16 protein-coding genes are annotated in these 23677 nt (G+C 71.7%); 9 read left to right on the top strand and 7 right to left on the bottom strand.

What is annotated here, in order from left to right; genetic code table 11:
- Window positions 1-58: 58 nt before the first annotated feature.
- From EV562_RS03620 to EV562_RS03610, 3 genes are all read right to left on the bottom strand, one after another.
- Window positions 59-4348 (bottom strand): discoidin domain-containing protein, encoded by a 4290-nt coding sequence (locus tag EV562_RS03620; RefSeq protein WP_166661542.1) that lies wholly within the window; start codon window positions 4346-4348, stop codon window positions 59-61.
- Between the two features lie 258 nt (window positions 4349-4606).
- The gene (locus EV562_RS03615) at window positions 4607-5617 is read right to left on the bottom strand and encodes a LacI family DNA-binding transcriptional regulator (protein WP_133885151.1); all 1011 of its coding nucleotides are present in this window, start codon (window positions 5615-5617) and stop codon (window positions 4607-4609) included.
- An 87-nt stretch (window positions 5618-5704) separates the two neighbouring features.
- Window positions 5705-8701, bottom strand: a complete 2997-nt coding sequence (locus tag EV562_RS03610; RefSeq protein ID WP_133885150.1) for a carbohydrate binding domain-containing protein — start codon at window positions 8699-8701, stop codon at window positions 5705-5707.
- Between the two features lie 355 nt (window positions 8702-9056).
- On the opposite strand from EV562_RS03610, the gene EV562_RS03605 reads away from it, so the two are divergent.
- From EV562_RS03605 to EV562_RS03570, 8 genes are all read left to right on the top strand, one after another.
- Window positions 9057-10781 carry a carbohydrate-binding module family 20 domain-containing protein gene (locus EV562_RS03605; protein WP_133885149.1) on the top strand — a complete coding sequence of 575 codons (1725 nt, stop codon included), beginning with the start codon at window positions 9057-9059 and terminating at the stop codon, window positions 10779-10781.
- Window positions 10782-10965: 184 nt separating this feature from the next.
- The gene (locus EV562_RS03600) at window positions 10966-12069 is read left to right on the top strand and encodes a C40 family peptidase (protein WP_133885148.1); all 1104 of its coding nucleotides are present in this window, start codon (window positions 10966-10968) and stop codon (window positions 12067-12069) included.
- Window positions 12070-12073: 4 nt separating this feature from the next.
- Window positions 12074-13015 (top strand): hypothetical protein, encoded by a 942-nt coding sequence (locus tag EV562_RS03595; protein WP_133885147.1) that lies wholly within the window; start codon window positions 12074-12076, stop codon window positions 13013-13015.
- A 98-nt stretch (window positions 13016-13113) separates the two neighbouring features.
- Window positions 13114-13713, top strand: coding sequence for a GNAT family N-acetyltransferase (locus EV562_RS03590; RefSeq protein WP_133885146.1), 600 nt, complete (start codon window positions 13114-13116; stop codon window positions 13711-13713).
- 612 nt (window positions 13714-14325) lie between these two features.
- Window positions 14326-15072, top strand: a complete 747-nt coding sequence (locus EV562_RS03585; protein ID WP_133885145.1) for a class I SAM-dependent methyltransferase — start codon at window positions 14326-14328, stop codon at window positions 15070-15072.
- A gap of 473 nt (window positions 15073-15545) precedes the next feature.
- Window positions 15546-16901, top strand: coding sequence for a uracil-xanthine permease family protein (locus EV562_RS03580; protein ID WP_243859956.1), 1356 nt, complete (start codon window positions 15546-15548; stop codon window positions 16899-16901).
- Complete coding sequence (locus tag EV562_RS03575) at window positions 16898-18325, top strand: amidohydrolase family protein (protein ID WP_133885144.1); 1428 nt, start codon at window positions 16898-16900, stop codon at window positions 18323-18325. Before EV562_RS03580 ends, EV562_RS03575 begins: the two co-directional genes overlap by 4 nt.
- Window positions 18322-19032, top strand: coding sequence for a sulfite exporter TauE/SafE family protein (locus tag EV562_RS03570; RefSeq protein WP_133885143.1), 711 nt, complete (start codon window positions 18322-18324; stop codon window positions 19030-19032). Before EV562_RS03575 ends, EV562_RS03570 begins: the two co-directional genes overlap by 4 nt.
- An 85-nt stretch (window positions 19033-19117) precedes the next feature.
- Here EV562_RS03570 and EV562_RS03565 read toward each other — a convergent pair whose 3' ends face one another.
- The 4 genes from EV562_RS03565 to EV562_RS03550 form a co-directional block, all read right to left on the bottom strand.
- The gene (locus tag EV562_RS03565; RefSeq protein ID WP_133885142.1) at window positions 19118-20155 is read right to left on the bottom strand and encodes a substrate-binding domain-containing protein; all 1038 of its coding nucleotides are present in this window, start codon (window positions 20153-20155) and stop codon (window positions 19118-19120) included.
- Window positions 20156-20361: 206 nt separating this feature from the next.
- Window positions 20362-20775 (bottom strand): hypothetical protein, encoded by a 414-nt coding sequence (locus EV562_RS03560; RefSeq protein WP_133885141.1) that lies wholly within the window; start codon window positions 20773-20775, stop codon window positions 20362-20364.
- A 128-nt stretch (window positions 20776-20903) separates the two neighbouring features.
- Window positions 20904-21737, bottom strand: coding sequence for a DUF4397 domain-containing protein (locus EV562_RS03555; protein ID WP_133885140.1), 834 nt, complete (start codon window positions 21735-21737; stop codon window positions 20904-20906).
- Window positions 21738-21847: 110 nt separating this feature from the next.
- Window positions 21848-22474, bottom strand: coding sequence for a sigma-70 family RNA polymerase sigma factor (locus tag EV562_RS03550; RefSeq protein ID WP_133885139.1), 627 nt, complete (start codon window positions 22472-22474; stop codon window positions 21848-21850).
- Between the two features lie 163 nt (window positions 22475-22637).
- Between EV562_RS03550 and EV562_RS03545 the strand changes: the two genes are divergently transcribed.
- Window positions 22638-23642, top strand: coding sequence for a MerR family transcriptional regulator (locus tag EV562_RS03545; protein WP_133885138.1), 1005 nt, complete (start codon window positions 22638-22640; stop codon window positions 23640-23642).
- Window positions 23643-23677: the final 35 nt, after the last annotated feature.

Raw genomic sequence — 23677 nt, 5'->3', positions numbered from 1 at the left:
TGCGCCAGTCGGTGGCCCGTCCGACATGAGGTGCTGTCGGCTCCGTTGCGGGCCGGGTCTACGGGTTGCGGATGATCTTGAACGTGGACGTCGTGTTGCGGATGTCCACCGCGTTGTCGCCGAGCTTCAGCCCGTTGAAGGTGACCTCACCGACCGCGGGCCCCTGCCCCGCTTCGGGCATCTCGTTGGCCCACACGCCGAAACCGGACTTGGCGTCGAACTCGTCGCCGCTCTTGCGCGCGCCCGTCACGGACACGTCGGTGAAGACCGTGTCCTTGATGGGGAACTGCGGCTGGCCTCCCACGTAGTTCGTCTGGAACATGATGCCGCTGTAGGTCGGGTCGACGATGTCGACGTCGGCGACCCGGATCCCCTGGAACACCTTGGACGCGGAGAACACCCAGATGCCGGGGAAGGTCTGCCCGCCCCAGAAGTGCCCGCCGGCCCGGACGATCGAGACGTTCTCGAAGGTCGTCGGATCGGTGCCGAACCCGTTCATCGGGTAGCCGAAGTCCAGCGAGCTGATGGTGATGCCGGAGTAGACGAGGGTGTCGGCGATGTGGATGTTCCGGAAGGTGTTGCTGTAGCCGCCGTAGACGGCCAGACCCGCGGCACGCCAGGTCAGCGTCGTCGTCAGGTTCTCGTACAGGTTGTTCTTCATGTCCGCGCCGCCCGCGTCGATCGCCGAGAAGAGCGCGAAGCTGTCGTCACCGGTCGCCCGGGCGTCGTTGTTGGACACCAGGTTGTCGGTGGAGCCGTTGGTCATGTTGATGCCGTCGGCGAACATGTTGCGGATCCGGGAGTTCTTGATCGTCATCCGGTCCGTGTTGGCGCCCCAGTACAGGCACACCATGTGCTCGTTCCAGATGTTGTCGATCACGATGTCCGAGGTGTTGGAGAAGTCGAACACCTTGCCCGGCCCGTCGATCCGGCTCGTGTAGTTGCCGAAGTAGGCGAAGTTCGCGAACGTCGAGCCCCTCGCGCTCGCCTCCGCCCGGAAGCCGACGTCGGTGTTGTCCTGCGTCGAGGGCGCGTGGAACTTCGTGAACCAGGGACCGGCGCCGACGACCTTCACCGCCTTGCCGTACACCTGGAACTTGCTCGACGTCTGGTAGTCGCCGGCCGGCAGGTAGACCCCGACCAGCTTGCCGGAGGTGTCCATGCGGACCTTGTCGAGCGCGTTCTGCACGTCCTGGTGCGTGAACCCGGCCGGCACCGCGTACGCCGAGGGGTCGGGGTTCGGGACGGCGGAGACCTGCTCCAGGTTGACGAAGTCGACCGCGTAGTCGGAGGTGTTCGCCGCGTCCTTCTGCAGCCGGATCGTGCTGCCCGCCGGGACCGTCTCGCCCAGCAGGAGGTGCGCCTCGTCGTAGATGTGCCGCGGGGCCCCCGCACCGGGGGAGTTGCCCGGTGAGGCCTCGGCACCGTACAGCCAGGCGTACTTCGACGTCAGCGACAGCGCCTTCTTCATGACGCCGTCCACGTACACGTTCAGTGTGGCGTCGGTGCCGCCACCGCCCGGCGCGTCCGGGATCGAGAAGCGGGTCACCAGGGTGTTGGTGTCCGCCTTGGTGGTGAACTCGACGTACTCGCCGGTCCTGTCCAGGTGGACGGCCTTGCGGCCGGACGCCTCGCCCGCGATGTCACCGATCGTCCGGTTGGGCCCGACGACCGTGGCGCCGCCGCCGACCGTCCCGTCCTCCGCCTCGTACATGTCGTACGGCATGTTCGCGCCGCGCCCGACGAACAGGGGCTGGGTGGACGTGTTGTTCCCCCGCTTGACCGGCAGTTCGTTCGCGTCGTCGGCGACCGTGACCTTCAGGGAGTACGAGCCGTTGGCCGCCTTCCAGGTGCCGAGGCTCACGGCCGGGGCGGTCGAGCCCGCGGCGACGACACCGGAGTGCGCGCCGGTCAGCGTCTTGACGGTGGCGCCCTTGGCGTCGAGCAGGGCGACGCTCACCGCGTGGCTGCCGCCCGCGGAGTCCCGGGTGCCCTGGTTCTTGAGGGCGACCTTGAAGGTCACGTCGTCACCGGCGGCCGGACTGGACGGCGAGGTGGTGACGGCGGCGGCGACCAGGTCGGAGCTCTGCACCGGCTTGACCACCAGCGGGTCGGGCCGGGTGTAGGTGTTGTTGGTCTCGTTCTGCTCGATGATCTCGTTCGCCTCGTCGGCGACGGCGCTCAGTGTGTACGAACCGGCGTCGCGGGTCCCGACGGACGCGCTGACCGTGCTCTGCGCGCCCGCCTTCAGAGCGGGGACGGCGGCGGTGGCGACCCTGGTGTCACCGAGCCTGAGGGCCACTTTGCCGGCCGGGGCGTCCGCCGCGCCGCTGTTGGCGACCGTCGCGGACACCGTGATCTCGTCCGACTCGACGGGGGAGGCGGGAGACGTGGTCAGCCCGGTCACCGCCAGGTCCGGGTTGGGTGCCGGGGTGCCGATGACCTCGAACTCGGCCACCTGTCCGGCCGTCGCCCCCGTGTTGGCGGTGAACCGCAGCTGCACGTCCGCGGCCCGCTTGCCGACGGGTACGGAGACGCTGTTGCCGCCGCTCGCCGGGTCGAAGACGTAGTCCTTGGCGTCCACGAGGGAGGTGAAGCCCGAGGCGTCCTGGGCGCGGCCCAGCACCTGGATGTTCTGGGTGCGCTTCGACCAGCCGGCGTCGGGGTTGAGCTTCAGCACGACGCGGTCGACGTCCGCGTTCGCGCCCAGCTTGAGGGTCAGCGTGTTCGGGTAACTGCCCGCCGCTCCCTCCCAGTAGGTCGACGTGTTGTTGTCGTTGGCGTTCCCGGCGACGTAGGTGTGGATGAAGGACGAGGCGCTGATCGGCTTGCCGACGGCCAGGTTCGACCCGCTGCCGGTGCCGTTGCGGATCACCGGGTTGCTGTTGCCCGACACGTTGCCCGCCGCGTCCCTGGCCCGCACGAAGTAGGTCACGGTGGCCGACGCCGGCTGGGTGTCGGTGAAGGTCGTGACGTCACCGGCGACGCTTTTGCGGAGCTGGTTGTCGGCGTAGACGTCGTACCCGGTGACACCCTTGTCGTCGCTCGACGCGGTCCAGGTCAGCTTGACCTGTCCGCCGGCCGGCTCGGTCAGGGTGAGGTTCGAGGGCGCGGTGGGCGCCTGCGTGTCGCCGGTGTCGGCGCGGCGGGTCACGGAGTTGCTGTTGCCCGACTGGTTGCCGGCCGCGTCCCTGGCGCGCACGTAGTAGGTGACCGTCGTACCGGTCGGCCTGGTGTCCGTGTACGTCGTGACGTCACCCGCGACCGAGGTCAGCAGCTTGCCGTCGGCGTAGACGTCGTACCCCGTGACGGCCGTGTCGTCCGAGGACCCGTTCCAGGTCAGCCTGATCTGTCCGGTGGCCGGTTCGGTGAACGCGAGGTTCGCCGGGGCCGTGGGCGCCTGCGTGTCACCCGTCTGCGGGCCGTAGACCTCCAGCTCGGAGATCTGGGCGGCGGGCCGGCCGGTGTTGGCCGTCACCAGCACCCGCACATAGCGCGTGGTGGCCGCGTCGAAGGTGATCGTCGCCGTCTGGCCGCCCGCCGGGTCGAAGGTGTACGCCTTGGCGGCGGTCAGGTCGGTGAACTCCGAGCCGTTGTCACTGGCCTGGATCTTCAGGGTCTGGCTGCGGGACGGCCAGCCGTCCGGCAGCCGCAGGACCACGCGGTCGATGCGGCGCGAGGAGCCCAGGTCGGCCTGGAGCCACTGCGGCAGGGCGTCGTTGGTGCTCTCCCAGTAGGTGCCCTTGTTGCCGTCGTTGGCGTTGCCCGGGGTGTACGCGCCCGTCGAACCGCTCGCCGTCAGACGCCGGCCGGCGGCGAGGTTCGTGGACGACTCCCCGGCCGCGTGCACCTCCAGCTCGGAGAGCTGAGCCGCCTGCCAGCCGGTGTTCGCCGTGATGTCCACCCGCACGAACCGGGTTCGGGTGGCGGGGAAGGACACGGTGACCGTGTTGCCCGAACCCGGGTCGAACGCGTAGGTGGCCGACGTCTTCAGCGTGCTGAAGCTCGTGCCGTCGGTGCTCCCCTGGACGGAGAGGGTCTGCCGGCGGCTCTCCCAGCCCGCGGGCAGTCGCAGGACGACCTCGTCGATGCGCTCGGTGGCGCCGAGATCGGTCTGGACCCACTGGGGCAGGCTGCTGCCGGCGCTCTGCCAGTACGAACCCTGGTTGCCGTCGGTGACGTTGGCGGCGCCGTACTCACCGTGCGAGCTGCTCGCCGCCGTGGCGTCTCCCACGGCGATGTCGGGACCACCGGCTGCCGTGGCAGACAGCAGCGGTCCTCCCAGCGCCAGGAGACTGGCCGCGACCACGGAGCACAGGGCACGCGATCTCCAGTTCCGGTTTCTCATCTGTCCCCACATCAGGTAGACACTCGATGTTCTCCGACATTTACGTTGAGCGCTCAGAGAGTTGCAGAGAAGTGTCGAGTCGTCTACAGAACGTGCAGCCGGAAATTGGCGCACGTCGGCGCGGGACGTGGAGGGAGAAAGTCGAGCGCACACCGGCCTGTGCCTCGGATCAGCGACTTTCAGGCGCTACGTTCGGCAGCCGCAAGCCACTGTCAATTCCCGCAAACAACTTGCGGGCAGAGGTGGGGCGAGATCCCGTTACCGGGCGGAAACCTGTGCCGTGGAGCCGCGGACGACGAGTTCGGGTTCGAAGAGCAGCTCGCCGTGCGGGACTTCGGTGCCCTGGATCTGGGCGCAGAGGAGGTCGACGGCGGCGCGTCCCATGGACTCGATGGGCTGGCGGACGGTGGTGAGGGGTGGTTCGGTGCAGGTCATGAAGGCGGAGTCGTCGTAGCCGACGACGGAGACGTCGTGGGGGACGTGCAGGCCGCGTCGGCGGGCGGCGCGGACGGCGCCGAGGGCGAGGGGGTCGCTGGCGCAGATGATGCCGGTGACGCCGCGGTCGAGAAGACGCGAGGCGGCTGCCTGGCCGCCTTCCAGGGAGAACATGGCCCGCTCGACGTACTCCTCGGGCAGTTCCGTGTGTGCGGCGCGGGCCGCGTCCCTGGCGGCGGCCAGCTTCCGGCGAGAGGGGATGTGGTCGGAGGGGCCCAGGACCAGGCCGATGCGCTCGTGCCCCAGGGACGCCAGATGCCGCCAGGACTGCTCGACGGCCACGGCGTCGTCGCACGCGATGCACGGGAAGTCGAGGTTCTCGATCGACGCGTTGATGAGCACCACGGGGATGTTCCGCTCGGCCAGCAGCCGGTAGTGGTCGTGCGGGGCGTCGGCCTGCGCGAACAGCCCGCCCGCGAAGACGACCCCGGAGACCTGCTGCTGGAGGAGCAGCTCGACGTAGTCGGCCTCGGAGACGCCGCCCTTGGTCTGGGTGCACAGCACCGGAGTCAGTCCCTGCTGCGCCAGCGCACCGCCGATGACCTCGGCGAACGCCGGGAAGATGGGGTTCTGCAGCTCCGGCAGCACCAGCCCGACCAGGCGGGCCCGCTCGCCCCGCAGCTGGGTGGGACGCTCGTAGCCCAGCACGTCCAGCGCGCTCAGCACGGACTGCCGGGTCGACTCGGACACCCCCGGCTTCCCGTTGAGCACCCGGCTGACCGTGGCCTCGCTGACCCCAACCTTCTTCGCCACCTGAGCAAGTCGTCGCGTCACAGACGAAAGGCTAACGCAAACACCGCAAGCGGCTTGCTCCGGTCCCGGAACCCCGGGGTGCGGTCCCCGGGGTTCCGGCGGCCTGCCTCAGGGCTTCAGGTAGGGACCGTCCGTCCCGATCTTTCCGGTACCGCACAGGACGTACACCCGCAGGTTGCCCTTGCCCGGCGCGGCGACGGTGAGCCGGCCGTCCGTGACGGTCCTGGTGTCTCCGGTGACCGCGTCCCGGTACGTGCCGTTGGGGATGCCGCTGTACGTGGCGCCGCCGGAGACGGTGACGAGGGCGAAGCTGTCCGTGCCGCCCCCGGTGTAGCGCCGCTTGAAGGCCATGTCACCGGTGATGCCGTCCGTGGAGTACTGGCCCATCTGCAGGGCGGGTACGGCCCGGCGGATCCGGTTCAGCCGCTGCACGTGCTTGACCAGGGGTTGTGCCAGCGTCGTGGCGACGGCACCGGTGGCCGAGTCCACCGTGGAGAAGTCGGAGGCCGTGACGTCGCCGGCCAGGTGACCGCCGTAGTAGGCGCGGCCCGTCGTCGCGAGGGGACAGGTGGGGCCGCAGTCGATCTTCTTGCCCTTCTGGAACTCGATCTCCGATCCGTAGTACAGCGTCGGGATGCCGCGGAAGGTCCACATCAGGGACATGTTCTCGGCCCAGGCGTCGGTGCCGCCCGCGTAGCGTTCGCTGCTCTTGTTGGGGCCGTAGTCGTGACTGTCGACGTACACGACGTTGTAGGTGGCGTCGTTGTAGCTGTCGTCGGAGTCCTTGCCGTTGTGGAACGCGTTGCTCGCGTCACCGAAGTTCATGTGCATGCGCATGTCGATGACGTTCATGCCGGAGAAGCGGCTGTGGTCAGGGGTGTGGTAGCTGTTGCCCTCCAGGAAGGCGTTGGTGGAGGTGGGCTGGTTCCCGGTGCCCTGCTGCTGCTCGTACTCGTACATCTCCAGCGCGGCCTTCTCGTCGTCGGCGCTGTACTCCTTGCGCTCCTTCCACGTGTAGAACTGCGCCGAGTGGTTGACCGAGCCGCGGTTCCACTTGTCGTTGACGAAGGCGGCCACCTCGCCGAAGACGAAGAAGTTCCGCGCGGCCTCGGTGCCGTGCTGCCGGGCGACGCGCTCCTGGATCGCGGGCAGGAAACGGCGGTTCCAGGTGGTACGCGGGATGTGCACGGCCGTGTCGACGCGGAAGCCGTCGACGCCCATGTCGATGTACTTGTCGTAGGCGCCGACGAGGTAGTTCTGCACCTGCGGGTTCTCGGTGTCGAAGTCGGCGAGGTCCTCGTGCAGCCAGCACGAACGCGAGTCCTCGCCCTCCCAGTTGCCGATCCAGCAGTTGTGGTACAGCGCCTTGGGGAACATGCCGGACGTCGGTCCTGGCCACTGGCAGTTGTAGATCGTGTAGCCCTCGGGACTCCTGGCGCCGGTGGGTCTGCCCCAGTCGACGCAGGTGTTGCCACTGGGCTCGGCCGTGGACCACAGGTCGCCGTTGTAGTACGACTTGCCGCTCTTGGGCTCGACGGTCAGGCCGTCGTACTCGAAGCCGGCCTGCCTCTCGTCGTAGTACCAGCTCCACTGGGAGTCGCGCACCCCGTAGACGGTCGGCGTGAACAGACCCTTGGCTCCCCAGCGGGAGGAGTGGTTGTAGACGACGTCCTGGTAGATCTTCATGCCCTTGGCGTGGGCCGCGTCGATGAGATCCTGGTAGGAGGCGCCGGCGGACTCGAGCCGCGGGTCGACCCGGTAGAAGTCGTAGCCATGGTAGCCGTGGTAGTCGTAGTCCGATCGGTTGAGGACCACGGGTGTGATCCACACGGCGGAGAAGCCGAGTCCCTTGATGTAGTCGAGCTTGTCGACCAGCCCCCTGAAGTCGCCCCGGAACATGGGGTCGTCGTTCGCCGCGTTGCCGGACTTCCCGTGCTGGCCGCCCCCGCGGTTGTTGGAGGCGTCGCCGTCGTCGAAACGGGCGGTGAGGACGAAGTAGATCGGGTCCTTGCGGGGATCGGTGGCCAGGGGCTTGCCCGCGGTGGGCGACGCAGGCGTCGTGCCGGTGGTGGCGATCGCGGCGGCCGAGGCCGCGGAGACGTTGCCCGCCGCGTCCACGGCCCTGACGGTGTAGGTGTAGGTCGTGTTCTCCTCCAAGCCCGTGTCCGGGAAGACGGTGGAGCCGACGTCGCTCACGACCCCGCCCCTGGTGCCTCCGGTGCGCGTCACCTGGTACCCGGCGACCCCGGTGGCGTCGGTGGACGGCTCCCAGGTGAGCAGGACGGACACGCCGTCGGCCTTCGCGCTCACCCCGGCGGGAACGGTCGGTGCCCGTGTGTCGGGCACCTCCTCGGCGCAGGGGTTCTCGGCGTTCGCGGTGACCGTGTTGTCGGCGACGGTGGTGACGCCGGCGGGCAGGGCGTAGTCCGCGCCCCGGTTGTTGTCCCACACGCCGTTGCCGTTGTTGAACGCGGCCTGCGACGAGGTGGCCGCGCCCAGGTCGAGGTCCGTCCGCCACCAGCCGGCGCAGGCCGCCCGCATGCCGACTCCCGGAACGGCGGTCCAGGAGCCGCCCGCGGGCCGGTAGTGGATGTTGACGGTGGTCCAGCCGAGGGACCGGGTGGAGTAGTAGACGGTGGTCCGGTGGCCGTCACCCGGCGCGGGGCCGCCGGGGTCCGTGCCCGCGCCGCAGGGGTCGGAGTGCGCGACCACGCCGTCCTTGACCGTGATCTCGCCGGTCCCCAGGGCGTAGTTCTCGCCCCCGTTGTTGTCCCAGGTCCCCGCACCGTCGTTGAAGGTGGCCCGCAGGCCCGCCGCGCTCCCGAGGGTGACCGTCTTCTTCACCCAGTCGGTGCACGCGCTCTCCATCGCCGCTCCGGGGACCTCGGTCCAGGAGCCGCCGTCGGGGGCGTAGTGCAGGTGGTACCGGTCCCAGCCCTTCGTCCCCGTGTAGTAGAAGACGGTCGCCGTGTTGCCGGCCGCGGCCGCCGCCGTCGCGGTGGGGGTGTCCGGCGCGGTGGTCGGCACCGTGAGGATGGCGGCGGTCGCGACGGCCGCGGCCAACGGCCGTCGCAGCCGCTTGCGGAGGTGTCTCATGCGTCTCATGCGTGTCTCCAGGGAGGCGGAGCGGCGGGCACGGCCGGCGAACGCCCAGCGGGTGGGAGGGAGAACGACCGGCAGGTGAAGGGAAGGACGACCAGCGGCTGAAAGGAGGAACGGAAAATTGCAGAAAGTCCTTACGGCAGCCGGAAGTTACCCGTGTGCGGGGGAGCCGTAAAGGGGTCGCGCTTCAACTTTCCACCGTGCACAGAGGGTTGACCGTGGTTGAACACCGCATCTACGGTCACCAGCGCAAGCGGTTGCAGAAATATTGCTGCAACACATTGCAAGCATGTGCCGACTCCTCCCCAGGCATCCGTCGGCACCCCCGGGACACCCGCACCCTCACACGGGAGACTCCATGCACGGGAACACCAGCGCGGCACGAAGAGTCACCGCCACCGCGCTCGCACTCACCGCCGGTCTGGCCGGCAGCCTCGTCGCCACCGCGGCACCGGCCCGGGCGACCCCGCCCGGAGACAAGGACGTCACCGCGGTGATGTTCGAGTGGAAGTTCAGCTCCGTCGCCAAGGCCTGTACCGACACCCTCGGCCCGGCCGGCTACGGCTTCGTCCAGGTCTCACCGCCCCAGGAGCACATCCAGGGCGGCCAGTGGTGGACCTCGTACCAGCCGGTCAGCTACCGGATCGCGGGCCGCCTCGGCGACCGCGCCCAGTTCGGGAGCATGGTCGACACCTGCCACGCGGCAGGGGTGAAGGTCATCGCCGACTCGGTCATCAACCACATGTCGGCCGGCAGCGGCACGGGCACCGGCGGATCGTCGTACACCAAGTACGACTACCCCGGCCTGTACTCGTCGAGCGACCTCGACAACTGCACCTCGCAGATCAGCAACTACGGCGACCGCCGCAACGTCCAGGAGTGCGAGCTGGTCGGCCTCGCGGACCTGGACACCGGCGAGGACCACGTACGGGGAAAGATCGCCGGATACCTGAACGACCTGCTGTCCCTCGGCGTCGACGGCTTCCGGATCGACGCGTCCAAACACATGGCCGCCGGCGACCTGGCCGCCATCAAGTCCCGGCTCACCAAGCCGGACGTGTACTGGAAGCACGAGGCGATCTACGGCGCGGGCGAGGCCGTCTCCCCGACCGAGTACCTCGGCAGCGGCGACGTGCAGGAGTTCCGCTACGCACGGGACCTCAAGCGGATGTTCAACAGTGAGAACCTCGCGTCCCTGAAGAACTTCGGCGAATCCTGGGGCTACATGTCCTCCGGCGGGTCGGCCGTCTTCGTCACCAACCACGACACCGAGCGCAACGGCGAGACCCTCACCTACAAGGACGGGGCCGCCTACACCCTGGCGCACGTGTTCATGCTGGCCTGGCCCTACGGCAGCCCCGACGTCCACTCCGGCTACGAGTTCACCGACCACGACGCCGGCCCGCCGAACGGCGGCCAGGTGAACGCGTGTTACAACGACGGCTGGAAGTGCCAGCACGCCTGGCGCGAGATCTCCTCCATGGTCGGCTTCCGCAACACCGCCCGCGGCCAGGCCGTCACCGACTGGTGGGACAACGGCGGTGACCAGATCGCCTTCGGACGCGGCCCGAAGGCGTACGTCGCCATCAACCACGAGGGCACCTCGTTGACCCGCACGTTCCAGACGTCGCTGCCCGCAGGTGAATACTGCGATGTCCAGACGGGCAAAGGTGTGACGGTCGACGGGGCAGGCCGGTTCACAGCGACCCTGGGAGCGGGCACGGCCGTGGCCCTGCACGTGGGCGCCCGTACCTGCGACGGCACGAACGGCCCCGCCGACCCGGACCCGGTCGCCTCCAACGTGTCCTTCGCGGTCAACGCCACCACCACCTGGGGCCAGGACATCTACGTGACCGGCAACCGGCCGGAGCTCGGCAACTGGAACCCGGGCAGCGCCCTGAAACTCGACCCGGCCGCCTACCCGGTGTGGAAGCGGGACGTGGACCTCCCCGCGGGTACGTCCTTCGCGTACAAGTACCTCCGCAAGGACGCGGCGGGCAACGTGACCTGGGAAAGCGGCGTCAACCGCACCGCGACGGTGAACACCGCGAAGACCACGCTCAACGACACCTGGCGCAGCTGACGACCGCTCGGTGAACAGGGTGCGTGTGAGCAACCTGACACGCGCGGGGACACCGTGGAGGGCCGTTCGGGGGAAGGTAGTGTGTTCAAGGCTCGAACGGCCCACCGTGTGAACCGCGGTGACAGTCGCGGCGGCAGCCGTCCGCCCGGGCCGCGCCCGCACGCGACCTCTGAGAGTGGAGTTCATGAACGTGTCGACCGGCGGCAGACGGTTACGGAGTCGGGGTGTCACGGCAGCCCTCGTCTGCGCGATCGTCCTGTCGCCCGGCCCCGGTCACGCGGCCCCGAGCGAACCCGATCCGCACACCGACAAGTCGATCGAGGACATCCGCAGCGAACTGGACGGCCTCTACCGCGAGGCGGAGGTGGCCACCGAGGCGTACAACGCGGCGAACGAGAAGGCGGCCGGGCAGGAGAAGCGGCTGACGACCCTGCGCAAGGACCTGACCCGGGCCGAGCAGCGGGTGAAGGACCTGCGCGACCTCGCCGGCGCGGCCGCCCGCACCCAGTACCGCGGCGGCGACCTCGCCGCCACCGGCATCCAGCTGCTGCTCGGCGACCACCCGGAGGGAGCCCTCGACGAGGCCTCCCAGGCCCGCCAGGCCATGCGCGGCCTCGTCAACGTCTCCGAGACACAGAAGACCGCCCGCGAGAAGCTGAGCGAGCAGACCGACGCCGCCGCGAAGGAACTGCGGGAACTGAAGCGCAGCCGCGCGGACAAGGCATCGGCCAAGCAGAAGATCGAGAAGAAGATCTCCGCGGCCGAGCGGATCGAGGCGGGACTCGAGGAGGAACAGACCCGCAGACTGGCCCGGTTGGAAAGGGAGCGGGCGAAGCAGGCCGAGGCCAGGTGGACGCAGTCCGGTGGCCCGTCCGGCGGCTCGGTGGGCAAGGGGAAGGGCAAGCGGGCGGCGCCGGGCGGCGGGACGCAGGTCAGCGGCGCCGCGGGCAAGGCGGTCGGCTTCGCCATGGCGCAGATCGGCAAGCCGTACGTGTGGGGAGCGGTGGGTCCGTCCTCGTACGACTGCTCCGGACTCACCTCCGCGGCATGGGCCGCCGCCGGGCACCCCGTCCCGCGCACCTCGCAGGCGCAGTGGGCCGGCCTCACCCGCGTCAGCCTCTCCTCCGCCCGCCCCGGAGACCTGATCATCTACTTCAACGACGCCACCCACGTGGGCATGTACATCGGAGGCGGACAGATCGTCCACGCACCGCGGCCCGGCCGCAGCATCACCACCGCGCCGGCCGCCTCCATGCCCGTCCTCGGCGTCGTACGTCCCGGAGTATGAGCCGATGACCCACTCGCTGACCCCCCGTGACGAGGGGAACCTGCCCGCGCTCGGTGCCCAGCCGCTGATCCGCCTCGACGCCTACGTGGCCGAGGACGGATCGACGGTGGTCAACGGTCACCTGCTGGAGATGGGCGGCATGCGGCCGCCCAACGAGGCCATCCTCGACGCCGTCGCCATGTTCGCCCGCACGCTGGGGGCGCCGGTCGCTGCCACCGTCATCGACCGCACCGTGCAGCAGGTGGCGCGGCTGCGGGTGCACCCCGACGGGTCGAGCCGGACCATCGCCGACGAGGACGACCTGCCGCCCGGCCGTGAACGCACCGCAGCGGAAGAGGCCGGCTTCCCCCCGCTCGCCCGCGTCGAGCGCATCATCCAGCACGCGCAGCGCGAGGAACTGCACGCCGCGTTCGTCCTCGCCAGTGCCCTGCGGGAGCACCTCACGCTGCGGCGCGGCGCGGAGGACGAACTCTCCCTGGAGGCCAGGGCGATCGAGGCGTACCTCGCGTACCTGCGCGGCGACCACATGCTCTCCACCGTCCTGGCGCTGACCGTCGCCCGCATCCGCTGCCGCACCGACCTGAACCGGGCCGCCCCCGACGTGGCCCGCGCCACCGCGGCGTGGCAACGGCTGTGGGACGAGGGCCAGGTGGCCACCCGGGGACAGGAACTCCTGCACATGTGGGAGCGGTTGTCCTCGGCGGGCCTGCTGCGGGAGCCGGCCCACCAGGCCATGGCCCAGGCCGTACGGAGCCGGCTCGCCCAGGGCGGCCGCCCGGTCACCCGGTCGTCGGCGCCCGCGGCCCTGACCGCGGGCCCCGGCACGGCGCCGTCCCCGGAAGCGGCGCCGGTCGCGCCCGAGGACAAGCCCCTCAAGCCCACCCGCCGCGGACTGCGGCGCTTCACCCGACGGGCCGGCCGCTCCTCTCCGGGACAGCCCGCCTGAGGGTGGCTCCCCGAGGCGGGCGCCCCGTCGGAGGACCGCCGGGGCCTCGGCACGACGGCCCTCTTCAGGTGCCGGGCCGGGTGGGCCAGGATGCAGACATGACCGAGGGCACCCTTTCCGATTCCAGGCTTCCGCGCGAGAACATCACCCTGCCGGACGGTTCCGTACTGCGACGGCGCTCGCTGGTGCCCGACGCCGCGTTCATCGACGCGGTCGCCGCCGACGTCGAGCACCTGGGCAAGTGGCTGCGCTGGGCCCGGCATCCGCCGACCCGGGAGGAGACGGAGAGGTTCCGCGCCGAACAGGACGCGGACTGGGACGCGGGCCGGTCGTTCGTCTACGTGCTCACGCCGCCGGACCGCCTCGACGCGGTGATCGGCGGGGGCGCGATGTTCCCGAACGGCGGGGCGGGCGTCCTGGAGATCGGCTACTGGGTCTGCTCCCCGGCCACCGGCCGCGGACTCGCCACCCGGGCGGCGGCCGCGCTGACCGAGGAAGGCCTCCGGCTGCCCGGCATCGAGGCGATGGAGATCCACTGCGACCGGGCCAACGTCCGCAGCGCGGAGATCCCGCCCCGGCTGGGGTACCGGTTGCTCCGCGTCGAACCGGACGAGCCGCAGACGCCGGCGGAGGCCGGGCAGAGCATGGTCTGGCGCCGCGACGGCGCCGGACCACGCCCTACGCCTCAGGCGCCCTGACTGTTGCTGTCGCCGGTGGTTTCCTTCTTGTCCAGCGGACGGATCTCGATCTTCTGCGCCATGCCGTGTCCTTCCGATTGAAGACGGTGTGACGGTCGGGGGGTGCGGGCGCGGGGTGCGTGGTGCGGGGTGCACGCCGCGTGGTGCGTGGCGCCTGCTGTGAACGTGCGCATGCCAGGATTCGGGTAGGGCGGCGCACTTGTCAACGACTGTTCGCGCCGACGTTCCACGGGCGGTGCTACCGTGGGCGGCCGAGTGAAGATCGTTCGCTCACGGAGATCCGAGGAGGTGTGTCGATGACTGTCGCCGAGACGCCCGCCGTGTGCGGTGCCCGGACCATCCTCACCTCCCGGGCCTCGTCCTGACCCTCGCCTGCCTTCCTCCCGCCGAGGAGTGTCAACGGCACGCCTGCGTCCGGCGGGGCCCCCGTTCAAGGGTCTCCACCTTGTCGCGTCAAGTCGCTCCACACCCGTCCGTTCCCCCTCCTCCCGGACGCGTCATCCCCCCGGCCGCCCGCGTCCGGGCCGCCCGACGCGGCCGTCCCCTCGCGTGCCCGGTGCGCGCTTCCCGGCAGTCCCCGCACTCCGAGGCATGACAGTGAGGAATCAGATCATGGACCTTCCCCGCATCTTCACCATCCGCGAGAGCGGTCACCGGATCCACAATCCACTGACCGCCGGCAAGCTCGCCGCCCTGGGTGAATCCCTCCGCCTCGCCCCCGGGACACGGGTGCTCGACCTGGCCTGCGGCTCGGGCGAGTTGCTCTGCACCTGGGCGCGTGACCTGGGCATCACCGGCACCGGGGTCGACATCAGCACGGTGTTCACCGAGCGGGCCAGGGCCCGCGCCGCCGAACTCGGCGTCACGGACCGGGTCGAGTTCGTGCACGGTGACGCCGCCGGTCACGTGGCGGACGAGCCGGTGGATCTGGCCGCCTGCGTCGGCGCCACGTGGATCGGCGACGGCGTCGCCGGAACGGCCGAACTGCTCGACCGCAGCCTCCGCCCCGGAGGCATGACGCTGATCGGCGAGCCCTACTGGCGGCGGACCCCTCCGGACGAGGCGACCGCCCGGGCCTGCCACGCCGCCTCCGCCGCCGACTTCCTGCCCCTGCCCGGGCTGATCGAGCGGTTCCGGGAACTCGGGTACCACGTCGTGGAGATGACGCTCGCCGACCAGGACGACTGGGACCGCTACGTCGCCGCCCAGTGGCTCACCATGCGCCGCTGGCTCGATCGGAACGGTGACGACGAACTCGCCGCCGAGGTACGGGACGAGCTGAACACCGAGCCCGCCCGCTACGCGCGCTACGGACGTGAGTACCTCGGCTGGGGAGTCTTCGCCCTCATGAAGCGCTGACCTCCCGGTCCGCGTCTCCCGGACCGACCCGCGGGCGGGGGCCGAGCACCGGCTCCCGCCCGTACGGCGCTCGTGCCGCGACCCGTTCCTGCGGCCCGTCCCGGTCGTCCGTATGGTCCCCCTCGTACGGCGTCCGTCGTACGGCGTCCGTCCCGGGCGCCGTGGAGAACGGGCGGCCGCCCTCGACCTTGACGCCGGGTGCGAGGCTCCGCATACTGGCGGCCAAATCGATTTGGCCAAATCGATTTGGCTCTCCGTCCAGGGCCGGATCGCGGCTGAGAATCCGAACGTGCCCGTATGCCCGAACGGAGCCCCGAAACGTGTCCACTCCCCGTCAGAACCACCCTCCGGCAGCCCCGCTACCGACGCCCGCCCCCGCCCCGCACGACCCCGAGCCCCGCCCCCCGTCCCCGGCCGATGCCGTAGCTCCGTTCCCGGCCGGTGAGGACGACGACCGGGTCAAGGTGCACCCCGTGGACGAGGCGCGGGACAAGGTGCACCCCGTGGACGAGGCGCGTCCGCTCGGCCGGATCCTGCTCTTCGGCGTCCAGCACGTCCTCGTCATGGCCGCGACCCCCATCTCGGCGATCTTCCTGATGAGCGCCACCCTCGGTCTCGGCACCGCCCTCACCGTCGACCTGCTCTCGGCGGCGTTCGTGCTCTCCGGCGCCGGCTCCCTCGTCCAGTCGCTCGGCTTCTGGAAGTTCGGGCCCCGCCTGCCGTTCGTGATGCTGCCGGGCGGGGCGCCGCTCATCCTCTTCCTCGCCATCGCCGAACAGCACGGCCTGCGTACCGCCACCGGCGCGGTGATCCTCACGGCGGTGTTCACCTTCGTCGTGCTGCCCCTCTTCTCCCGGCTCCTCGCGTACTTCCCCGCCCTCGTCATCGGCACCATGATCGTCATCGTCGGCGTCAACCTGGTGAAGGTCGGTGCCGTGCTCGTCACCGGCCAGCCCGGCTCGCCCGGCTTCGCCGACCCCGGCGATCTGGGCCTCGGCCTGGCCACGATCGGGTTCACCGTCGTCTTCTACCTGTTCTTCACCGGCATCCTGCGCCAACTCGCCGTGATGCTCGGCCTGCTGGCCGGTGCCGTCCTCGCGGCCGTGACCGGCGCGGTCGACGGGACGGGCGCCGACGCGATGGGCGGCGGCCTGGTGAACCTGCCGCACCTGATGCCCTTCGGCTCGCCCCAGTTCAACCTCGTCGCCGCGCTGCCCCTGATGCTGTACACCCTGGCCTCCATGGCCGAGGCCACCGGCCAGACCGTCATCAACGCCGAGGCCGTGGGCAAGCGGATCGACGCCCGGACCGACGTGCCCAGAACCGTCCGCGGCGACGCGCTCACCTCGCTCTTCGGCGGCTTCTTCGGACTGCCGCTCATGGTCACCAGCGGCGAGAACATCGGCATCGTCCGCGTGACCGGCGTGCGCAGCCGCTTCGTCACCGCCGCCGCGGGCGCCGTACTCGTCGCGATCGGCGTCCTCGCCCCCGTCACCCGCGCGATCAGCGTGATCCCCACCCCGGTCGTCGGCGGCACCGCCATGGTCGTCTTCGGCGTCATCACCGTGCTCGGCGTCCAGATGCTCGGCAGGTCCGACCTCGACCGGCACACCAGCACGTTCGTCTGCGCCGTCGCCCTCGCCCTCGGGCTGCTGCCCATCCTCGTCCCCGGCGTGTACGGGGGCTTCCCGCCGAACGTCCGCATCCTCCTGGAAAGCGGCGTCGCCGTCGGCACGTTCACGGCCGTCGTCCTCAACCTCCTCTTCCACCACGTCAGGCCCGGCGTCGTCGCCCGCCTGACCACACCGCGCACAGGAAGCGACCGATGAACCGACCCGCCCGAGACGCCCTCGCCCACCCCGGCCCGATCCTGCTCGTACCGGGCTCGGTGCTGCTGCCCGAAGGCCCCGTCGACGGCTGGGCGGTCGTGGTCGACGACGGCCGCTTCGCCGCCGTGGGCCCGGCGGACGAACTGGCCCGCAGCCACCCGCATCTGGACGCCGTCCCCATGCCCGGCCACCTGCTGATGCCCGGCTTCGTCGACGCCCACCACCACCTCACCCAGAGCTTCGGCGCCGCACTCGCCTTCGGGGAGCCCTCCGAGATCTTCCGGAGGGTCTGGGTACCGCTGGAGGGCGCGCTGGACGAGGAGTCGGCCTACACGGCGGCCAAACTGGCGGCGCTCGAAGCCCTGCGCGGCGGCTTCACCACCGTCGCCGACGCCGGCACCCGCGCCGACGTCGACGTGGACGTGGTCGCCTCGGCCGCGCGAGACGCCGGGATACGCTGCGTACTCGGGTTGGTCTGCAACGACGCGGACGGCCCGGACGGTCAGGACGGCACCGCGGATCCGGCCGTCCTGGAGAGCGCGGAGAAGCACCTCGCCCGCTGGACCGGCGACGCCCTCGTACACCCCTCCCTGGCCGTGTCCATCCCCGAGGCGGCCACCGAACCCACCCTGCGCGCCACGGCCCGCATGGCGGCGGAAGCGGGAGCCGTCGTCCAGATCCACGTCAACGAACACCTCGCCGGCGTGGAACGCTCCCTGGTACGGCACGGGTTGCGGCCCCTGGAGCACCTGCACCGGGTCGGCGCGCTCGGCCCCCAGCTGCTCGCCGCGCACGCCACGCTCCTCACCCCGCGCGAGCTGACCCTGCTCGCCGACACGGGGACCGCCGTCAGCTACAACCCCGTGGCGAGCGCCTGGAAGGGCAACGCGGTCGCGCCCGCCACGGCCATGGCCGAGCGCGGCGTGCGCTTCGGTACGGGTACCGACGGCACCCGCGGCGACGGCTTCCGGCTCGCCGACGCCGCGGAGTTCGCCCAGCGGCTCGCGTACGGACTGGCGACCGGCGACTCGTCGTGCGGCGCCGGGTGGACCTGGCTGGAGCGCGGCACCCACGGGGGAGCGGACGCCGTCGGCCTGGGCGCCGTCACCGGCACCGTGGAACGGGGGAAGGCGGCGGACTTCCTGCTCGTCGACGTCGACACCCCGGAACTGGCCCTGTCGTGGGACCTGCCGTGGGAACTCGTCCGGCGCGGCAACCGGGACCAGATCACCGCCGTGTTCGTCGCCGGGAGCCTGCGGATGTGGCAGGGGCGGCCCACCGGCTGGGACGGGGCCGCACTGGTCGAGCGGGCGGCCGGACTGGCCCGCGCCGCCGTCGCCGGGGCCGGCGTCACCCGGGTGCACCCCACGTCCACGGCGGCCCGGGCACTCGACCGGGGCCGGAAGGGGAGTGCACGGCGTTGAGCGCACAGATGCTGGCGGTACTCGCCGTGGCGGTGGCCGTCGCCGCCTTCGTGCAGGGCAGCAGCGGACTCGGCTTCGCGCTGATCGTCGCACCCGTCGCCGGGTTCGTCGATCCCGGCCTGGTCCCGGTGTTCGTCCTGGCGTCGATGATCCCGCTCAACCTGTACGTCGCCTGGCGCGAACGGGCGTCGCTCGACCTGCGCGGCGCCGGCTGGATCACCGGGGCGAGACTCGCCGCCACGCCGGCCGGGCTGGCCCTGCTCTGGCTGATCCCGGAACGCGACCTCGGTCTCTTCGTGGGCGTCTCCACGGTGCTCGCGGCCGTCGTCAGCCTCGCCGCCCCCACGTTCGCTCCCGGGCGGGCGGCGTACGTCGGCGCGGGCGCGGTCACCGGACTGACCGAGACCGCGACCGGGGTGGGCGGCCCGCCGCTCGCGCTGGTCTACCAGCACCGGCCGCCCGCCGAACTCCGCTCGACGGTCGCCGCCTGCTTCCTCGTCGGCGAGGTGGCCTCCCTGGTCCTGCTGTTCGCGACGGGAAAGGCCGCCCCCGTCGAACTGGGCCGGGCGGCCCTGCTCCTCCCGGCCATCGCCGTCGGCGCCTGGCTCAGCCGCCTGGTCCACCACCGCCTGGACGCCCGCAGGATGCGCCTGTTCGTCCTGGTCTTCGCCCTGGTGTCGGGGCTGGTGCTGATGCTGGGGCTCTGAGGCCCCGCGGCCCGGCGCCTCGCCCCGGGCAGGTCCCCGCTTCCGGGAGCCTGCCCGGAAGGGGTGGTCCGGCCCCCGCCGCTCCTCAGGCGCCGGTCACCCGTGCCGACGACGCGCGGACGATCACCCGCGGCGGGGGCGCCGTCACGGACGCGGTGGCCGTGTCCCCGCGGAGCCGGGCCAGGAGCAGCTCCACCGCGTCGGACGCGGCACGGTCCAGGTGCAGGTCGACCGCGGTCAGCGGCGGCTCGCAGGTGCGGGCGCGCAGCCCGTCGTAGCGGGTGACGACCATGACGTCGTCCGGTACGGTCCGCCCGCTGTCCCGGACCGCGCGCACCGCACCGACCGCGAAGGCATCGACGAGCGCGCAGACCGCGTCGGTCCGAGGGTGCTCGGCGAGCAGGGCGGCACACGCGTCGTACCCGGCCCGCTCACCGCCCGACTCCGCGACGCGCGCCACGACCGGCTCCCAGCCGTACCGGTCGGCGGCCCGTTCGTAGGCCGCGAGCGCGTCGACGGACGAGTGGCGGGAACCGGCGCCGACGATCAGCGCGGGGCGCCGCGCCCCCTGCTCACGCAGGTGACCGAGCAGCAGCTCCGCCACCGGGCCGCCGCGCAGATCGACGTAGGGGGCGTCCTCGTCGGGCGACACGGGCCGGCCCAGCGCCACGTACGGCAGTCCCCGCTCGCGCAACTGGGCGGCGGCCGCGTCGTCCACCTCCGGCTCGACCACGATGGCCCCGTCGATGTCCACGGAGTACAGCGCCGAACCCGACTGCACGGGCGGCACCAGTACGAGGGCGTAGTCGTGCAGCAGGGCGCTCTCCGCGGCGGCCGCCGCGACCTCCATGTAGAAGCCGAGCCGCGAGGGCCCGCCCGCCACCGCGAACGGCATCGAGGAGGCGAGCGCGATGGCCTTCGCCTCCCCTCGCCGCAGCCGCTGCGCCCGCAGGTTGGGCCGGTATCCCAGCTCCGCCGCGGCCTGCCGGACACGCTCCCGGGTCCGCGGATCGACCTTGCCCAGTCCGTTCAGGGCGTGCGACACGGTCGTGCGCGAGACACCGGCGACGCGCGCGACGTCGGCGATCGTCGGCGGCCTCGGACCAGGGGCGGAAGTGGCCATCTGCGCGAAGACTCCTCGCTGGCGTGGACGGTGGACGCCCCCATCTTCGCCGACGCCCCGTCGGTGTGGGATCAGGGTCCCCGAGCCGCCTGCGGCCGGTACGGCGGCGGCCACCGCTCCCGACCAGGCTGCTGAAGAAGGGATGAGCAGGCTTTCGGGGCACGTGGCGTCATCGTGAAGGCCGGCGTCGCCGGTCGGGGCGTCGGTCAGGCGAGGTCGCGGCCGGTGCTTGTCCGCAGCCACCGGCGCAGCAGAACGGCTACGGCCGCAGCGAGGGCGAGGAGCCCCGCGCGCCTCCCGGTGCCGGTCGCCCGCCGGCGCCGGACGCTGCCGGCCGGCCGGCCGACGTACGAGTGAGGGGAGTGCTTGCGCGGGCGCGGCAGCCCGTCGTCGGTCCGGAACGCTTCCCGGGCGATGCGCTGCCATACGCGCTCGGGCGGGGACACCGGCAGATCCGGCACCTGCGCGCCGCGCGCGGCGGTCACCACCCGGGTCATGCGCAGCAGTTCACCGCGGCAGCGCGAACACGACGCGACGTGCCGCAGGGCGCCGTCGTCGTCCTCTCCGCCCGTGTGACCGAGTGCCAGCTCCATCAGGTGCGACGGGTCCACGTGGCCCACTGCGCCCTCCTGTGTCTCGGACTCGGTCGTCCGGTGCTCGAAAACGCGGCGGGACCGGTCCCGGAACTGCGCGGACGTGCGCCGGAGCGGCGGCCGTCGTCGCCGCTCCGGTCACCCGCCGGCCGGGGTCAGCCACGCCGGGCGGAGGCCCGGTGGACCAGCAGGGCGCCGGTCACCGTGACCGCTCCGGCCGCGGCGGCCCAGGCCAGCCACTGCTCGGCGGAGTTCGGTGCGGCGCCGACGGCGCCCGCGTGCACCGCCTGAGGCGTCGTCCCCGTTCCGCTCAGGGTCTGGGTGGCCAGGGCCAGGTTCTTGTCGGCCGCGCTGCCCCAGGCGTAGACGACGTTGCTCGTGCCCTCCTGGAGGTCGAGGTCGGCCGGCCCGATGGCCACCTTGTCCGTACCGGCGAGGACGACGTCCGCGTTCACGGTGCCGGCGTCGACGGACGCGGCGTCCTGGTGGGGGTTGGTCAGGCCGTTGAAGAGGGGCTGCCCGCCGGCCCGTACGTCCACGGCGGGCGCGGCCGCGACATGGCGGACCGTCAGGCGTGCCTTGCCGGCGTCCACCTTCGAGACGTCGTTGGTGAACGCCGTCAGCTCGGGCCTGCCGGTGGCGGAGAGATGGGCGGCGACGGTGGCGTTGCCGCCGTCGGTCACCTTCACCTGCTTCTCCAGCGCCGGTGTCCCGTCGGGTCCCTGACCGGCTTGGAAGATCTCGATGTCGTACGTCCCCGCGTCGAGGGACCGGGCATCGGTCACCGTGCCGGGCTTGAAGTCGCTGAGCAGCTTGTCGCCGTTGGCGTACACGTCGACGGTCATGCCGGGGATGCCGTGGAAGACGGAGACCGTGCCCGTCCCCTGTGCCTGTCCGGGAGCGGCCGTGGCGGCGGGTGCGGCCACGCCGAGGGCCAGGGCGCAGGCCCCAGCCGAAGCGGCGGTGGCGATGATGGTCCTGGAGGTCATGTGGATCACCCCTCCATGGGGGATTCTCGCTGTCTGCTGCGGAGTCTCAACGGGGTTTCGCGGGTGGGCCGTGCCGTGGATGCGCTCTCGGCACCACTTCTTCGGCCCGGTCAGATGCCCGTGGCGCCCGTGTCGCTCGGAACGCCCGGGTCGCCCCGATCGACGGCCGTGCGCAGCCGATGCAGGCCACGGCGGGCGTGGCTCTTGACCGTGCCCAGCGGAACACCGGTGCGCTCGGCGATCTGAACCTGTGTCAGGTCCTCGTAGAAGGCCATGCACAGCACCTCTCGCTGAGCGCGCGGCAGCCGCGACATCGCGTCGACGAGCAGTACGCGGTCGAGTATCTCGTCCGGTGCCTGCTGGACGAGCCGTGCGGGTGCGGCGTCCTGCGCGGCCGACTCGATCAGCGACAGCCGGCGTGTCCGGGCCGCCAGCGCGTCCACGATCTTACGGCGCGTGATGCCGACGAGCCAGGCGCCGAGCGCGCCCCGTTCGGGCCGGAAGCCGTGCCTGCCGCGCCAGGCGCCGACGAAGACCTGCTGGGTCACGTCCTCGGCCTCATGGGCGTCGCCCAGCGACCGGGTCGCCATGGTGTGCACGAGGGAGCCCCAGCGCCGGTAGATGGCCGCGAACGCCTCCTCGTCGGCGCCGGCGAGGCCACGGGCCAGTTCCTCCTCGTACCGCGTCTCCTCCACGGGCGGGACGGCGGTGGTGGTCGGACGGATGGACGTGTTCATGGCCGTTCCTCCTGCCGTGCGCCGTACGGGGACGGAAGGGGCCGTCCGCCGAACGGCAGGTCCGCCGGTCTGCCCCGAACGGCTGCCGTGCGCTCGGTCCCAGTGTTGGAGGCCCTAAGCGACGCAAGCAACATGCGTCGTTTGTGCGTCGTACAGTGGGGATGTGAGCGCACAGACGGAAGACGGTGCGGACCCGGCCGGCGAGAACGGGCCGCGCGGAGGCGGGCTGACCACCGGCGAGGTCGCGCGGCGGCTGGGGGTGGCGCCCACCACGGTCCGCACCTGGGACCGCCGGTACGGGCTCGGGCCGGCCGCGCACACGGGCGGCAGGCACCGGCGCTGGACGGCCACGGACGTGGCGCGGCTCGAGCGGATGTGCGCCCTGACCGCGACCGGGCTGCCACCGGCCGAGGCGGCACGGCTCGCGCGCAGCGAACAGTCGCCGGCGCCGGTTCCCTCCCGTGGCGCCGCCCGGCCACCACGTCCGGCGACCCCGCACCGGAGCCGGGCGGGGAGCGGCCTGCGACTCGGCGACGTACGTCAGGAGTGCCGGGGAATCGCCAGAGCCGCACTGCGGCTGGACGCCGCCGTCCTGGACGAACTGCTGCTCGCCGCGATCGCCGAACACGGACTGGTCACCGCCTGGACCGAGGTGATCGTACCGACGCTCCAGGCCGTCGGCCGCAAATGGGAGACGTCGGGCGAGAAGTACGTCGAGGTCGAGCACTTCCTGTCCTGGCACGTCTCCGGGGCGCTCCGGCGCGCCACCCCCCGCACGGTCGCGGACCGTCCCGGCGCGACCACGGTGCTCGCCTGTGTGCCCGGGGAGAACCACACCCTTCCGCTGGAGGTCCTGTCCGCGGCCCTGACGGAACGAGGGGTCCCGGTGCGGATGTTCGGCGGTGCCCTGCCCGTCGAGTCGCTCGTCGCGGCGGTGCGCAGGACCGGGCCGGCCGCGGTCGGCCTGTGGGCGCAGTCCCGCACCACCGCCAGCCGGCCGCTGGCCCGCCACGTGGCCGCGATGGAGTGGGGGGTGCGCGGTGCTCGGCGCAGGCCGGCCGTGCTGACCCTGGGCCCCGGCTGGGCCGGGCAGGCGGTGGCAGGCCTGGCGCGTCCGTCGGGACTGGCCGAAGCGCTCACCGCCCTGGAGTCCGCGATGTCGCCGTGACGTGTGGTCGTCCGAGAGCGCTTGGTCGTGGCGCG

Source organism: Streptomyces sp. BK208, from assembly GCF_004364245.1.
Taxonomy (GTDB): Bacteria; Actinomycetota; Actinomycetes; order Streptomycetales; family Streptomycetaceae; genus Streptomyces.
The sequence above is the reverse complement of the archived record's forward strand: the minus strand, read 5'-3'. Positions and strand labels throughout refer to the sequence as shown.